Genomic DNA, 15,967 nt, shown 5'->3' with positions numbered 1-15,967 from the left:
GTATGAATATGTACTCACAGTCGGCTTGGTTAATTCCGCTGTTTCCGCTGGCAGCATTCCTCGTTTTGACGGCGCTCGGTCGCAGTTATCGTCGAGCGGGCGTTTTCATCGGATCACTTGGTTCATTTGGCGCTTTCGTCCTTTCTTTATTTATTTTGATTGACCGACTAGGTGCTAACGAAGTCGATTATAACTATTCCTTTGATTGGATTGCGATAGGAGATTATACGTTGAAGATTGGGTTCGAGGTGACCAATCTGACAGCACTTATGCTGGTGGTCGTAACACTCGTCAGCTTCCTCGTGAATGTGTACTCGGCCGGCTACATGAAGAATGATGAGCGAATAACCGTGTTTTATGGCTATGTTGCCTTGTTCACATTCTCAATGCTAGGACTTGTACTATCTGATAATTTATTATCGCTTTATATTTTCTGGGAATTAGTAGGCGTATGCTCGTTTCTGCTGATTGGCTTCTGGTTTACACTGCCGAAAGCACGTGCAGCGGCCAAGAAAGCATTTATCGTAACAAGAATTGGCGATGTCGGCTTGCTGATCGCTATTTTGCTTCTGTTCTGGTATATGCCGGATCACGCTCTTGATTTCACCACGATTCAAAGTGTGTTCGATGGACAATCGGGCGCGATCACGAACGGTATTACGACGTTAATCGCTTTACTTATTTTTGTAGGTGCGGTCGGCAAATCAGGTCAGTTTCCGCTTCATGTGTGGCTTCCTGATGCGATGGAAGGGCCAACCCCGATTAGTGCACTGATTCATGCGGCTACTATGGTTGCAGCAGGCGTGTTCCTAATTGCACGGACTTATGATATTTTTCAGGACTCCGCAGCTGCTATGGAGACAATCGCTTATGTTGGTGGTTTTACAGCTATATTTGCTGCGACGATTGCGCTTGCACAAAAGGATATTAAACGGATTTTAGCCTATTCCACGGTCAGCCAGCTAGGTTATATGATGATGGCGCTTGGTCTTGGTTCCTTAACGGGCGGCATCTTTCATCTGTTCACGCACGCTTTCTTCAAAGCGCTGCTATTCCTTGGGGCTGGCAGTATCATTCATGCGGTACATACACAGAACATTCATGAGATGGGCGGACTTGGCTCAAAAATGCGAGTGACGACATGGACGTTCGCAATTGGCGCATTAGCGCTTGCTGGCATTCCGCCATTATCGGGTTTCTGGTCGAAAGACTTGATTTTGACGATTGCTTGGGAGACAAATCCACTTTTATTTATCGTGGGGCTGGCAGCAGCTTTCTGTACGGCGCTTTACATGTCTCGGTTGTTCTTCCTTGTGTTTATGGGAAAACCAAACGAGGCCTCTTCTCATGCCAAAGAATCGCCAATTTCTATGACGCTGCCGATGATCGTGCTCGCTGTACTGGCAGCAACAGTTGGATTTATTGAGACACCATGGAACGGCTTTTTTGGCTCATGGATCAATGATAGTGTGGAAGAGCCGCATAACAGCGGCATCGCAATCGTTGCATCCATTGCTGTAGGCCTTCTCGGTATATATATCGGCTGGCTCATCTATGGTAAAAATAGCGTCAATAAAAACGTGTTGCATGAAAAGATGCCCAAGCTTGTAAAACTGCTGGAACGCGGTTATTACTTGGATGAGCTTTATGCCGTTATGATTGTGAAGCCGATAAAGCTGCTTGGCTCCGCACTCATGGCGTTTGATTCCTATGTTGTAGGCGGGATCGTTCGGATAACAGGCACAGCTGCAACCTCTGCTGGGAAAGTGGCTGCTCGGCTGCAGAACGGTCAAGTACAAACTTATGGTTTGGCTGCCGTTATCGGATTCGTTATTCTTGTGGCTGCTATCGTTGGAAGGAGGTTCCTGCCATGAGCATCCTGAGTGACATTCCTATATTATCGCTTATTTTGCTAACACCGCTGCTTGGTATAATTGTACTGCTGCTGCTTCCGAAGCATCGAAGCAGATGGATGAAAACAACGGTTGTCATAACATCATTAGTTCCTCTGCTGCTCTCCCTGTGGCTTTATGCTGATTATAATAAACAGCAGGGCGGCTCGGCATATGAGGAGCAGTATAGCTGGGTGGAAGTACCTCTAAATAAAGAGGTGCCAGACGGCGTTTCTGAATTTATGTTTACGTTTCAATATGAGCTGGGCATAGACGGACTATCGCTTCCGCTTCTCTTACTTGCAACGCTCGTATCGGCGATGGCTGCACTTGCTGCCGTCCATATTAAAAAAAGATGGAAATCGTTTTTTATATGGTTTTTGCTGCTGGAGCTTGGGATGCTTGGCGTGTTTCTAGCCCGTGACTTATTTTTGTTTTTTGTGTTTTTCGAGATTACACTTGTTGCGATGTACTTCTTGATCGGTATTTGGGGCTATTTCAATCGCGAGCGCGCGGCAAATCAATTCTTGATCTATAACGGAATTGGGTCAGCCATCATGTTGGTTGCATTCGTTATCCTCGTGAACACAGCTGGCTTCCGTGTCGATCAAGTAGGCGATCAAGTAAGCTTTATTTATAGCGGCAGCTATATAGACATCTTCCGTAACATGGCTGACGCAGCCGCTTGGGTTAACTTGACTCCTGAGCAGGTTGGTTCAATCAATCCATTCCAGCTGACGGATACGATGCAATGGATGCTGTTTATTATGCTGCTGGTTGCCTTCGGCATTAAGCTGCCGATATTTCCGTTCCATACCTGGATGCTTAAGGTGCACACGGAAGCTCCAACCTCTATTGTCATGATTCATTCCGGCATATTGCTTAAAATGGGCGCATATGGCTTGCTGAGATTTGGGATCATGCTCTTCCCTGATCAAGCACGACAATTTGCGACAGTGCTAGCTGTGCTTGGCGTCATAAATATACTGTATGGAGCGCTGCTTGCCTTCAGGCAGCGTGAGTTTAAACTGGTGCTTGCTTATTCCTCCATTAGTCATATGGGGATCGTCTTGCTTGGGATTGCTGCAATAAATGAGATTGGCTTGCAGGGAGCTGTGTATCAGCTCGTATCGCACGGGCTTATATCAGCATTATTATTTCTGATTGTTGGCAGCATATATGAACGAACGGGAACGACCGAGCTGCAAGAATTAGGCGGGTTGGCTCGCTCAATGCCATTCATAAGCGGAGTACTGCTAACTGGGGGACTCGCTTCACTTGGACTTCCTGGTTTATCCGGATTTATAGGGGAGTTTCTATCCTTGCTTGGTCTATTTGAGTCACATCGCTGGCTGACTGTGGCTGCTGCGCTCGGCATTATTTTGACCGCAGTCTACGTGCTTCGCGCCGTACTCAAGATTACATTTGGACCACAGCGGGAGGCGTTTAGCGCATTTAAGGACGCAAGGCTTATTGAAGCGGCTCCGATGATTGTGCTGCTTGCATTCATTGTGCTTCTCGGCTGTTTTCCTTCCATTCTTACAGATACTATGCAGTATGGCATGGATAGGCTGTTCGGACAATTACTTGCAACAAGGGCGGGGGGATAGACCATGTACGAAGGCGTTTCTTTTATACCACTGACATGGACGGATATGCTCTACCTTGCCCCTGAGTTAATGTTGGCAGTTATGTTTTTGGTTCTTGTTGTAGCGGATTTGCTGATGCCCAGGCGTGTGAGCAGGCGATTAATGGGCCCGCTGACGCTAGTAGGCATTCTCGCGTCGCTGCTGCTAGTCGTGCTTCGGTTGATGGATATGAATCAGGGGAATTCTTCCGCTGAGGCGATTCAACTACTTAGCAATAGCTATCGTATTGATGATTTTGCCAGCCTGTTGAAAATCGTATTTTTAACGGGCACTGCACTTATCATCCTGCTCGCAATTGGATCGGATCGGGATGAGGACGCGATAACGGACAAATCGGAGTATTTCTATCTGGTGCTTCCCGCGCTTATGGGTGCGATGATGATGGCTTCGTCAGGAAACTTGGTTTCGTTGTACATCGGACTAGAGCTCCTTAGTATTACAAGTTATGTATTGGTGGGCCTTAGACGCAAATCAACTTTATCGGCTGAGGCGGCATTCAAGTATGTCGTTATTGGCGGGATTTCCTCGGCGATGGTGCTGTTCGGGATGTCGTACCTATACGGCATAACGGGATCAGTTGATCTCGGTATAATAGGAGAGGCATTGCCACGGGCTATGCAGGATTTCAAAGCACTTGCCTATGTGGGTTTCTTGTTTATGATTGCCGGCTTCGGCATTAAGATCGCAGCAGCTCCGTTTCACGCTTGGGCACCTGATGTATATCAAGGGGCTCCGACACCTGTGTCGGCTTTTCTGGCGGTTATTGCCAAAGGCGCTGCGCTAGCTGCTATATTCAGAGTTATGTTTAGCACCGGTTTATTCCGTGCAGCTCAGGAAGCTGCAGAAGTATCGAAAGATCTCTTTCTAGTTCTGCTGGTGATCGCTGCTGCAGCGATGCTCGTAGGAACAACAGCTGCGCTAAAACAAAGGAACGTGAAGCGTTTGCTTGCCTTGTCAGGCGTGGCTAATGCGGGTTATATGCTGGTGCCTATTGGAATCTCAATAACCGCCGTACATAGCAGCAACTTCTCTGAATTTGTTTATTATCTGGTTGCGTACTTGTTTATGACGATAGGAGCGTTTGCGGTCTTTACAGTCGTGAGCCGCGCATCGGGGCAAGAGGAGCTGAAAAGTTTCGCGGGTATGTACTACCGAGCGCCTTGGACGGCTGCGGCTATGGTTGTGTTCATCTTGTCTTTATCAGGATTACCGATATCCGGCGGATTTTTTGGCAAACTGTTTATCTTGCTGGGAGCAGCTAATGCCAAAGCGTATTGGCTTGTAGCTATTATCGTCGTAAGCAGCGTCATTTCTTACTATTTCTACTTTGGCATAGTTCGTCAGATGTTCATGCGCAGCGGAGAAGAGAATAATGAGGTGCGAATATCAGGAGCAACGGGAGTTGTGATCTGGTTATGTGCAGCGGCAACGATTGCGCTAGGTATTTTCCCAGGACCTTTAATGCAATGGATTGATGCGATATTCTCGATCAAGGGCGATTTAATGATCATGGGATAAGCAGATTGCAGTAGATTGCTGCTTTTGTGGGAAGTGTAAAAATAATAGGTCGTTTAAGTAGATGATGTCTATTTAAACGATCTTTTTTTGTTTCCTGTTTGGATGGAATTTGCGAGGCGGCACAGGGGAAGTAGGTAGTAGTTAAAGCTAGAAGTAGAATTGTAGTCAAAGTTACTGTTAAGGACACAGACTGTAACAGCAGTTTTAGATATGATTGTAATAATAATCGTATTCAAAGTTATGGGTAGGGGCACAGTTGAGGCAGTAGATATAGCTGTAATTAAGGTAACCAATCAAGAAAAGTCATACGCACAACTAAGATTAAGGATAGGTCAAGGCTGTAGCCGAAGTCTGATTAACAGGAAGAACTCCCATTAATATAGCTGAGAATAGCGTAATCATCGAGTTTAACAGGAAAAACTCCAGCTAATTTTGGGGATTCGGTCACTTTGCTAGTAAATGAGCTGAAATAACAGGAGAAAATCCTGTTCATCTGATATAGACACTAAAAAGAGCTAAAATAGCAGGAACATTTCCCGTTCGTTAAAGAGAAATAGGATATATGTAATCTTTCGTTTCTTTTTTATAACAAAATAGGAAGGGACGAGTCTGCCTGACGTTGTTCTGAAAGGGGAATGTGAGTAGGATTACAATAGGTACTGTTTCAGTGATGAATGATGTGGGTAATGTGCTGCAAGGGGGTATAGATTCATATCGTAGTAGATATGGAGTACTATGATGTCTATGAAAGTATGGTTTATACTCGTCTATATTTACCGGGAAATAATAGTTTGTGCCGAATACTGCCGTTCATAGTTATGGAGCGGGGAAACTGTAGGACTTTTGTCCTTTTTGTCTTTCTAAAACAAGGAAAATGATGTCTGAGAAGAGAAATTATAGTTAAAGAATATCCAATTGAATGGGGTAACAAACTATCACCCATTTGATACGAAAAGGCAGAATATGATGAGTAATGAAAAAGAGCCAAAACGAATACGAAATTCGAAAATGATTAGTCAGAGTCGATTAGTTGACCGATTGGCGTCTGCGGTCAACATGCATACAGCGCGCTTGTATAAACAAGCAAGCGCCAATGCCACGCTCGCCGCGCGCAAGCTCCTTCGTCGCGCGCTGCCCGCGCTGCTGCTCGGGAGCATCACCCTCGGGGGCATAGCCCCCGCAGGTCTCGCTCCCGGAGCGACGCCTACGGCGCTAGCCGCAGCATCTCCTGCGGCTGAGGACGCCGAAGGCGCCGATGTAGAGCAGCCGCAAAGCTGGCTGCTCAAATGGCGTGACCCCGCGCTAGCGCATGAGCTGCGCGGGACAGAAGTGCTTCGCCGCCAGAATGAGGCGGCGGTCACGCTCGTACGTCCGGCCGATGAAGGCGCGGACGTACAGGAATGGCTGCACCGGCTGCGAAGCCTGCCGGGTGTAGAGTACGTGCACCCGAACAATAGGGTGCACATGCTTGCTCTGCCTGCCGGCGAGTCGGAGGACGCAGCCTCGGCAGTCTCAGATGCCGCGCGCAGCTCTGCGCGGCAGTCGCCGAAGGCGACAGCGCCCTCAGGGTCTTCACCTATCGGCGTAACGCCTTCAGGGTCTTCACCTATCGGCGAAGCGCCTTCAGGGTCTTCACCTATCGGCGTAACGCCTTCAGGGTCTTCACCTATCGGCGAATCGCCTTCAGGATCTTCACCTATCGGCGAATCGCCCTCAGGAGCTTCAATCTCAGGGTCTTCACCCTCAGAGTCTTCTCCATCAGCGACTCCGCCAGCAGCGTCAACGGAATCTGAAGCTGCTTCCACAGCGAAGATAGCAGCAGCAGTTGCGCTGAAAGCGAATGATCCAGAGCTGTCTAAGCAGCTCTATCTCAGTCAGATCGGCGCGCAAAAGGCGTGGGAAACCGTCCGCGAGCAGCAGCAGCTTACGATTGCGATCGTGGATACCGGTATTGATTTGGAGCATCCGGATTTGAAGGGAAATCTTGTCCCGGGCGTTAATCTAGTCAGCCCCGGCGAGACACCTGAGGATGATAACGGCCACGGCACGAGTGTAGCAGGTGTAATTGCAGCTGCGGGAAATAACGGGATTGGTGTATCAGGTATCGTCTGGAAAGCCAAAATAATGCCGATAAAGGCACTCGATCATCGAGGAGACGGAACAGAGCAGGAGCTGGGCGAGGCTATTTTGTACGCCGTTCGCAGCGGAGCAAGCATCGTCGTGTTATCGGTTGGCCTGCATCGTTACTCTCCGTATATGCTCGATATTGTACAATATGCGGAAAGCAAAAACGTTCTGCTCGTAGCAGCGGCAGGCAATGACGGCGTAACCTTAGGAGAGAAAGCGTCAGTAAAATATCCGGCAGCCTATCCGACCGTACTCGCGGTTGGAGGCGTAAAGTCCAATAATACGGTTGATAATCGATCGAATCGAGGCACCGAGCTTGATCTCGTTGCACCTTGGAATGTATATACAACAGCAATTGGTGGACTTTATAAGAAAGAGGAAGGAACATCAATGGCAGCTCCGCAAGCAGCGGCTGCAGCAGCGCTCATATGGGCACGTTACACGGACTTGAAGCCTTACCAAATACGTGAGCTGCTGCGCCAGACGGCTAAGGATATTGGTCCACCTGGTCCGGACGGCACGTCAGGCTATGGTTTGCTGCAGATTGACCAAGCGGTGCGAACTACTTTGAAGCAAGACGGCTTTGAACCGAATGAAAGCCAATCAACAGCGGCACGCTTTCCGCTAAATACACAAATTTCTGCTATGCTGCAAGGCGTATCTGATCATGATTGGTATCAAATCGATGCTCCATATGACGGTACGTTAACTCTTCACTACGAAGGGCTTGTTGCCAGCGGGAAAATTGTCCCGCCTGTTCGGCTCACCCATTACATGAATGGCGTGAAGCAAAGTACAAGCGATACGAAGCTTGCAAACAGATTCATTGATCTTGAGGTTAAAAAAGGGCGGCAGCTCATTCATCTAGAGCTTATTAATCAGAGCAGCAACGATGAATTGCCCTACCGGCTTACATCTGCCTTTACGATGAAGCCAGACGATTACGAAAAAAATGATAAATCTTTTGAAGCATCGACATTGCAGCCTCGTACTCAGTCGATTACAGGCAACTTTCACCAAATGGCGGATCGTGACTGGTTTGCGGTAACTTTTACGCAGAGCGGTAAGCTGAGTCTTGTGCTCAGTACCAATACGGCACGTATTGATCTGGGGCTAGCTATTCAAAAGGCGGGCCAGCAATTAATGGTGTACGACGATGAAGGCGAAGGGGAGATCGAGCAGTCACCAGTCATAACTGTGACTCCTGGTAAATATTATATTCGTGTTCACAATGCAATCTCCTCAGAAGCTAGTCCGACAATAGGCACTTACATATTGAAGATGGATTATATGCCCAAATATGATGATCCGAATGAACCAAACGATAAATCGTACGAGGCGTATATGATTAATCCAGGTACGGAGTACCTTGGTGTAATTAGCAGCTACTCCGACGTAGATTGGTTTCAAATCCGGGTTTCAAGCTCCAGCATTATCAGTATGACGTTAAGCGGCGTACCGTTTGACATTGATTTGAACCTATTGCTGTATGACAAGCGGATGAAACAGCTTACGTCCTCCTCTACGGGAACTGGCGGGAAGCTGCAATCCCAAGAAAAGGTGCTGCAGCCTGGTGTGTATTACGTGAAGCTGCAAGCAGACGCGCCTTTTGACAAGCAGTATTATCGGTTAAAGGTAAAGTCCGAGGAGCTGGTTGCTGGATTCCGTGATATTAAGGGTCATTGGGCACAAAATGAAATCGTCGCTTTAAACAAAAAAGGCATCATTAACGGAACAGGACAAAATCGTTTTGAGCCTAGACGCCCAATTACGCGAGCCGAGGCTGTTTCTATGGTTGTGAAGGCATATAATCCGATTACAGCTCGTAGCGTACAAGGGAAACCCTTTAAAGATGTCCCATTGAACCATTGGGCTAATGATGCGATTGAGAGGGCTGTCGGTCAAGGGTGGGTAAAAGGTTTTCCGAATGGCGAGTTTAAGCCGGATCAGCCGATTACACGAGCTGAAATGGCGATGATTATTGGGTATGCGGATGGTGTTCAGCCGAGGCTGCCCATCATAGACCCGTTCACCGATGTACCAAAGTCCCATTGGTCGGCGCCTATGCTGTATGCCATGAAGTTGAATAAGCAAATTGAGGGTATTGAATCAAATCTGTACAAACCTAGCTTGCAGGCTAGCCGAGCGGACTATACTGTGCTGCTCCACCGATTCATCACCTAATATTTTCTTCGAACAAAAGAGCTTCTCATTTCGTTTGTAATAGAAAGCAGAATGTGTCCGCCATTCTTGCTGCTAATATGGCTGCTTGAGTTTGAAGCTTAAAACATGAGAAAGCTCAGGAGGCAACATGGACGTAAATTATGATCTTTACGATGGTTTGCAAAACTATACCGGAATGACTGGATTATTCTCTATAGTTATTGTCATTCTTAGTATTATTCTGGTGTGGTTTGTACTGCAAGAGGTAAAGTGGGAGACGTTTTTCCGTTTTCCCAAGAGCCCAAAAGCTCGGTTGTTTCAAGTATTTATTGCTATTATTATGGGTCATTTGTTAGCTAAATTCATCATGGAATATTGGGGCTACACCGTCCTTCTTAAATCATTTGTCGAATAACAAAAGCGAAACATGTCAACAATGGGTAATACATGACGGTCTCAAAAAGCAGATGGCTTGCGAATAGGTATAAATCAGGACCCGTAATCGTACTGGAAACGTATTTTTCCCTTGGAAAAGAGACGTTTTTGGAGAAAAAAGTCATAAAACGCCCTGAGAATGACATGTAAAAAATGGTAATAATATAACGCTTGTCGATTGGTGTAATTGAGTGATAAGATGAGGGTTGGGTAAAGTGAGATAATCCTTGTTTTTCACGAATAAGAAATAGAAAATGCAGTTCGCGGAGGGAACCAAAAGATGACCAAAATTATCGTCCGCGGAGGCCAGCGTTTGAAGGGAACGGTCCGTGTTAGCGGAGCAAAAAATGCAGTACTCCCCATTTTAGCGGCCTCATTATTGGCGACAGAAGGAGACAGCGTCATCTATGACGTACCCCTCCTCGACGACGTTATGACGATTCAGAAAGTGCTTGCCTCTTTAGGCGCACAACTATCCTATAATAATGAAACGATGCGCATTACAGCGCAGACCATTACGACTTATGAAGCTCCTTATGAGCTTATTCGGAAAATGCGGGCATCCTTCCTCGTTATGGGTCCTCTTCTTGGACGTATAGGCAAGGTAAGAATTTCATTGCCTGGTGGCTGTGCGATCGGCACTCGTCCGATTGATCAGCATTTGAAGGGCTTTGAAGCCATGGGCGCAGAAATTACGCTTGGGCAGGGCTTTATCGAAGCCAGCACAAAGACTCGTCTTAAGGGTGCGAAGATTTATCTCGACGTAGCCAGCGTAGGCGCAACGGAAAATATTATGATGGCAGCTGCTTTAGCAGAGGGCACAACGATTCTTGAGAATGCAGCCAAAGAACCAGAAATCGTGGATTTGGCCAACTATATCAATGCAATGGGCGGCAAGGTTCGTGGCGCTGGTACAGGAGTTATTCGTATCGAAGGCGTGGACCGTATGTTTGGCGCAGCGCATAATGTGATTCCTGACCGCGTTGAAGCAGGCACTTATATGATCGCTGCTGCTATTACAGGCGGTGACGTATTCGTTGAAGGTGCTATTTCCGACCATCTGACGCCGGTTATTTCTAAGCTGCAAGAAATGGGCGTAGAAATTACGGAGAGCGACAACGGGATCCGTGTACAATCCAGTACGCAATTGAAATCGGTTGATGTGAAAACATTGCCGCATCCAGGTTTCCCGACAGATATGCAATCTCAAATGATGGCTCTTCTCCTTGTGTCTGAGGGAACAAGCGTTATTACGGAAACGGTTTTCGAGAATCGTTTTATGCATGTCGAGGAATTCCAGAAGATGAACGCTCAAATTAAAGTAGATGGACGTACAGCTATCGTTAACGGCGGTATGCCGCTAACGGGTGCAAAGGTATGTGCTACCGATTTGAGAGCAGGAGCAGCACTTATTTGTGCAGCTTTGCGTGCAGAAGGCGAGACTGAAGTAACAGGTCTGCATCACGTGGATCGTGGTTATGTCAACATTACAGGCAAGCTTGCAGCTCTTGGAGCTGATATCCATCGTATTGAGCTGATTAGCGAGGAAGATTCGGCGTCGAGCAAACCATCCGTTTCGGTCCATGTAACATCGGCGGTACGGGATACAGCTGCTGTAGTGGCGATCTCTTCAACAACATCATCTGATGTGGATACAGCTGCTTCATTTAAGCGTGAGAAAGAGGTTGCGGTTCTCAAAGTTCAGCCAACCTGGGCTTAATTCTGCGATACGAACAAGACGAAGAAGCTGTTTCAAATAAGCCGTAAGGGGCTTATCTGAAACAGCTTCTTTTTGTTTGAAGGATCTATACTTTTGAATTGTAAATTAAGTATAATTATGCTAACCATTTAGCTATAATGGGTACTACTACTGCAAGAAGCAAAGGGGCGGCCATGGCAACGATACACGATGTGGCAAAAATAGCGAATGTTTCCGTGACGACGGTTTCCCGCGTTTTAAACAATCGGGGTTATATCAGTGAAGCAACTAGAACTAAGGTTTATAAAACGATGGAGCAATTAAATTACCAGCCTAACGAGATTGCGCGTTCTTTACTAAGAAAACAATCTAACGTAATTGGACTAATTATACCTAGTGTATCTCATCCTTTTTTTGGTGAGCTCGCGAACCACATAGAAAACTATGCCTATGAGCTAGGCTTCAAAATGCTGCTTTGCAATTCTCAGCTAGACCCTCAGAAAGAAAAGGATTATATCGAAATGCTTAAGCGAAATCGTGTAGACGGCATTATTATGGGTAGTCATACGCTGCAGGTTGAGGAGTACAAACATTTGAGTTCGCCAATTGTAACGATTGATCGTCAGATCAGCAGTGATATCCCGTATATTTCTTCGAATAATTTCGAAGGTGGAAGTCTGGCGGCACAATTGCTGGTTAGTAAAGGCTGCAATAAAATTGCACATATATGTGGTAACTTGGAGCTACATTTACTCGCAAACCAGCGAACAGAGGCTTTTCAGGCCGTGATGAAGGAGAAGGGGATCGAGCATGTGATCATTCAGACAGATATGAATGTGTTTGATCAACTGCAGTATGAGCAAATCATACATCAGCTGTTTCAGGATCACCCTGATTTAGACGGTATTTTCGCAACGAGTGATATTATTGCTGCTTTTGCAATCAAGGAGTGTGCGATCGCTGGCAAACGGATCCCGGAGGATGTGAAAATTATCGGTTATGACGATATTAGCGCTGCCAGATGGCTCACGCCAGAGCTGACAACGGTAAAACAGCCGATTGCAGAAATTGGGAAAATGGCGATTGATTTGATTTTGAAGCAAATGAACGAGGAAGCCTTCGAACTCGAAAATATTTTACCGGTTGAGCTGATTAAACGAGCATCTACATAGACTGTAGAAGACGTGAAAAACCCAAGCGCAGCAAGGGTTTTTTTATTTTTTGAAGACTATGTCAATCGTTTAACATGTCAAACGATTGACATAGTCTTATTTACAATTATATAATACGTTTTGTAAGCGGTTTACACGATCGGTAACCCGCCTTTCAATTTCATATATCGGGGGCAATCAAATGAAATCATTGAAGTGGATGCAAGCGATAGCACTATCGCTTATGGTAGTGATGGTTGTAACGGCATGTGGTAATTCGGGCAACTCCGAATCATCTAATGGAGGTTCTGCAGTAAAGATATCATTGCTTAACTCGAAGGGTGAAATTCAAGCCCAACTGGAAGAAGCTGCGAAAGTATTTAAAGAGGATAATCCTAATATTACACTTGAAATTATACCTGTACCCGCTGGACAGTCTCCTTTTGAGAAAGCCTCTGCACTTTATGCATCAGGCAACCCGGCTACGATTACAATGCTGGATACAGGAGATGTTGAGAAATTCAAGGATCGTGTCCTTGATCTTAGCGGCGAGAAATGGATGTCCGATGCGGTTGATCGCAGCACAGCACTAACTACATTTGAAGGTAAAAACTACGCTTTCCCGCTGGCGATTGAAGGCTATGGCTTTATTTATAACAAAGCAGTTGTGGATCAAGCGGTAGGCGGAGCATTTGATCCAGCAACGATTAACACAACAAGCGCACTTGAAGACTTGTTCAAGAAAATCGAAGCTTCAGGCAAAGCACCACTTATCATCTCTCCGATGGATTGGTCGCTAGGAGCACACTATTTGCCACTGGCTTATGCTGGTCAATCAGCTGATACAGCAGTTGTTGCAAAGTTCATAGACGATTTGAAAGCAGGTACAGTCGATTTGACTAGTAATAATGTTTTTAATGGCTTGATGGATACGTTTGACGTAATGACCAAATACAATATCGACAAAGCTTCCCCATTGTCAGGCACCTATGAACGTGGTCCGGAAGTGCTAGGTAAAGGTGAGGTGGGTATCTGGTTCCAAGGAAACTGGGCATGGCCGCAAATTAGCAGCTTCGATACTGCAAGCGGACAATACGGCTTTCTGCCTGTGCCTGTGAGCAACAATCCAGATGATTTTGGTAACACACAAGTGTCCTCTGCTGTCTCGAAGCGTCTCGTGATAGACAAGGAGGAAAATACGGCTGAGCAGCAGGCTGCTGCCAAAACGTTTTTAGAGTGGATGGTATACAGCGAGAAGGGGCAAGACTTTCTTGTGAACAAAGCGAATATTATTCCAGCGTTCAAGAATATTACGCTTGAAGCTAATGATCCGCTTGCAAAGTCCATTTCTGAACATATCGCAAAAGGCAAAACACAAGATTCAATTAGCACGCTGCCAGCCGATCACTGGGCTAAACTTGGCGCATCTATGCAAAAGTATTTAGCAGGTGCGGCTGATCGTGCGACGTTAACGAAAGAAATTCAAGAATATTGGAAGACGGTTAAGTAATCATTTATAGCTAACGAAAGGCTTACCCCGCCAAATGACGGGGTAAGCTGTTTACTCTTAAACGTTTTTTGATTTACAAAACCATGCTTGAATGTGAGGGATCATGATGATAACGGAAAAAGGGCTGTGGAATCGATTGCGATTACGGCTGCTGTTTACCGGACCTACTTTGTTTGCTTTTCTTGCTGTAATGATTATTCCTTTCTTGTATGGGATTTATTTGACCTTTACAAATTGGGATGGCATATCGACGACAAGCAGTTTGGTCGGGTTTGAGAATTACGTATCGGTATTTAAGGATGCTGTTTTTTGGAAGTCATTTTTACTGACTTTGAAATATGTTTTCATTTCAGTCGCACTTATAAACGTGGTCGCGTTTCTACTAGCCTATGTGCTGACGAGAGGATTGAAGGGGCAAAGTATTTTCAGAGCCGGCTTCTTTATTCCAAACTTGGTGGGCGGTATTGTACTCGGCTTTGTATGGCAATTCATTTTTTCGAATGTATTGGTGTACCTAGGAAAAGAATGGGGTATTCCGCTGTTCAGCTCCTCGTGGCTGGCAGACCCGGATAAAGCCTTCTGGTCGATGATTATCGTCACGGTATGGCAATATGCCGGTTATATGATGGTTATTTATGTAGCTGGGCTTATGAATGTGCCTAAGGATATTTTGGAGGCAGCAAGTATTGATGGCGCGAGCTTATGGACCAAAATGCGCAAAATGATTTTGCCGCTTATGGTTCCATCGTTTATCGTCTGCATTTTCCTCTCACTCCAAAGATGCTTTATGGTTTATGACTTGAACGTCTCGCTAACAAAGGGAGGACCGTTCAAAAGCACCGAAATGGTATCGATGCATGTGTACGAGAAGGCATTCCTATCGCGAGATTATGGGGTAGGTCAAGCAGAAGCTTTTGTGCTTTTCTTGCTTGTGGCGACGATTACCATTGCACAGGTTTATTTTAGCAAAAAGCTGGAGGTAGAGGCGTGATGGAGAAAAAGAACCAATGGCTCGTTTGGACGAAGTTCATCACCCTCTTCATTATTTTAATATTGTTCGTGTTTCCTTTTTTCATGCTGCTTATCAACTCATTTAAGGAAAACAAGGCGATTACATCAAGCCCGCTGTCCTTGCCGGATAGCTTTAGCTTTGCTAACTACACGAATGCTTTTGAAAAAATGAATTTCATTTCCGCTTTTATGAACTCCGTTATGATAACCGTGCTTAGCGTTATACTGATCTCTATTTTGGCTGCTATGACGGCTCATTATTTTGTGCGAAATCAAACCAGGATGAACCAATATATTTTTTTCCTAATGGTTGCGGCAATGATCATACCTTTCCAAGCTATTATGATCCCTCTCGTCAAAATATACGGAACCATTGGTCTTCTAAACAGCAAATGGGCCCTTATTTATATGTATATCGGATTTGGCAGTCCGCTGGCCGTCTTTATTTATCATGGGTTTGTGAAAAGCATACCAGCTGAGCTGGAAGAAGCGGCGCTTATCGATGGTTGTACGCGAACGCAAACCTTCTTCCGTATCGTTTTTCCGGTGCTTGCTCCGACGACGGTTACGATTGCGATTTTGAACGTGTTATGGATTTGGAATGACTTCCTACTGCCTTCCCTCGTGTTAATTTCGCCGGATGAGCGAACACTGCCGTTGTCTACTTTCTATTTCTTCGGTACGTATACGGTTGATTATGGACCACTTATGGCTGGTCTTATGCTGACCATATTGCCTGTGCTTGTTGTCTACTTATTTGCGCAGAAATATATTATCCAAGGAGTCATGCAAGGCTCAATCAAATAATAAGT

The 15,967-nt window shown here is 45.9% G+C and carries 10 protein-coding genes; all 10 read left to right on the top strand.

Annotated elements, in window-relative coordinates:
- The first annotated feature begins 2 nt into the window (after positions 1-2).
- The 10 genes from nuoL to AC787_RS14585 all read left to right on the top strand — a co-directional run bounded on the left by nuoL (position 3) and on the right by AC787_RS14585 (position 15,962).
- Positions 3-1,874, top strand: a complete 1,872-nt coding sequence (nuoL, locus tag AC787_RS14630) for an NADH-quinone oxidoreductase subunit L (protein ID WP_054025445.1) — start codon at positions 3-5, stop codon at positions 1,872-1,874.
- Positions 1,871-3,502 (top strand): complex I subunit 4 family protein, encoded by a 1,632-nt coding sequence (locus tag AC787_RS14625; RefSeq protein ID WP_054025444.1) that lies wholly within the window; start codon positions 1,871-1,873, stop codon positions 3,500-3,502. The genes nuoL and AC787_RS14625 overlap by 4 nt, the downstream gene beginning before the upstream one ends.
- 3 nt (positions 3,503-3,505) lie before the next feature.
- A complete protein-coding gene (locus tag AC787_RS14620) occupies positions 3,506-5,059 on the top strand; it encodes an NADH-quinone oxidoreductase subunit N (RefSeq protein ID WP_054025443.1) in 1,554 nt (517 codons plus the stop codon).
- A 963-nt stretch (positions 5,060-6,022) separates the two neighbouring features.
- A complete protein-coding gene (locus AC787_RS14615) occupies positions 6,023-9,370 on the top strand; it encodes a S8 family peptidase (RefSeq protein WP_235560982.1) in 3,348 nt (1,115 codons plus the stop codon).
- A 127-nt stretch (positions 9,371-9,497) separates the two neighbouring features.
- Positions 9,498-9,764 carry a DUF1146 domain-containing protein gene (locus AC787_RS14610; protein ID WP_054025441.1) on the top strand — a complete coding sequence of 89 codons (267 nt, stop codon included), beginning with the start codon at positions 9,498-9,500 and terminating at the stop codon, positions 9,762-9,764.
- 300 nt (positions 9,765-10,064) lie between these two features.
- Positions 10,065-11,504, top strand: a complete 1,440-nt coding sequence (gene murA / locus AC787_RS14605) for a UDP-N-acetylglucosamine 1-carboxyvinyltransferase (protein WP_054025440.1) — start codon at positions 10,065-10,067, stop codon at positions 11,502-11,504.
- A 173-nt stretch (positions 11,505-11,677) separates the two neighbouring features.
- Entirely contained in the window at positions 11,678-12,655 is a 978-nt protein-coding gene (locus tag AC787_RS14600; protein ID WP_054025439.1) for a LacI family DNA-binding transcriptional regulator, read from the top strand.
- 181 nt (positions 12,656-12,836) lie between these two features.
- Entirely contained in the window at positions 12,837-14,144 is a 1,308-nt protein-coding gene (locus tag AC787_RS14595; protein ID WP_082360776.1) for an ABC transporter substrate-binding protein, read from the top strand.
- Between the two features lie 106 nt (positions 14,145-14,250).
- Complete coding sequence (locus AC787_RS14590) at positions 14,251-15,135, top strand: carbohydrate ABC transporter permease (RefSeq protein ID WP_054025438.1); 885 nt, start codon at positions 14,251-14,253, stop codon at positions 15,133-15,135.
- A complete protein-coding gene (locus tag AC787_RS14585; protein WP_054025437.1) occupies positions 15,135-15,962 on the top strand; it encodes a carbohydrate ABC transporter permease in 828 nt (275 codons plus the stop codon). Before AC787_RS14590 ends, AC787_RS14585 begins: the two co-directional genes overlap by 1 nt.
- The last annotated feature ends 5 nt before the right edge of the window (positions 15,963-15,967 follow it).

This window comes from Bacillus sp. FJAT-28004 (genome assembly GCF_001280845.1).
Lineage (GTDB): Bacteria > Bacillota > Bacilli > Paenibacillales > Paenibacillaceae > Pristimantibacillus.
Note: the sequence above shows the minus strand (reverse complement) of the source record. Positions and strands in the feature narration are given on the sequence as shown.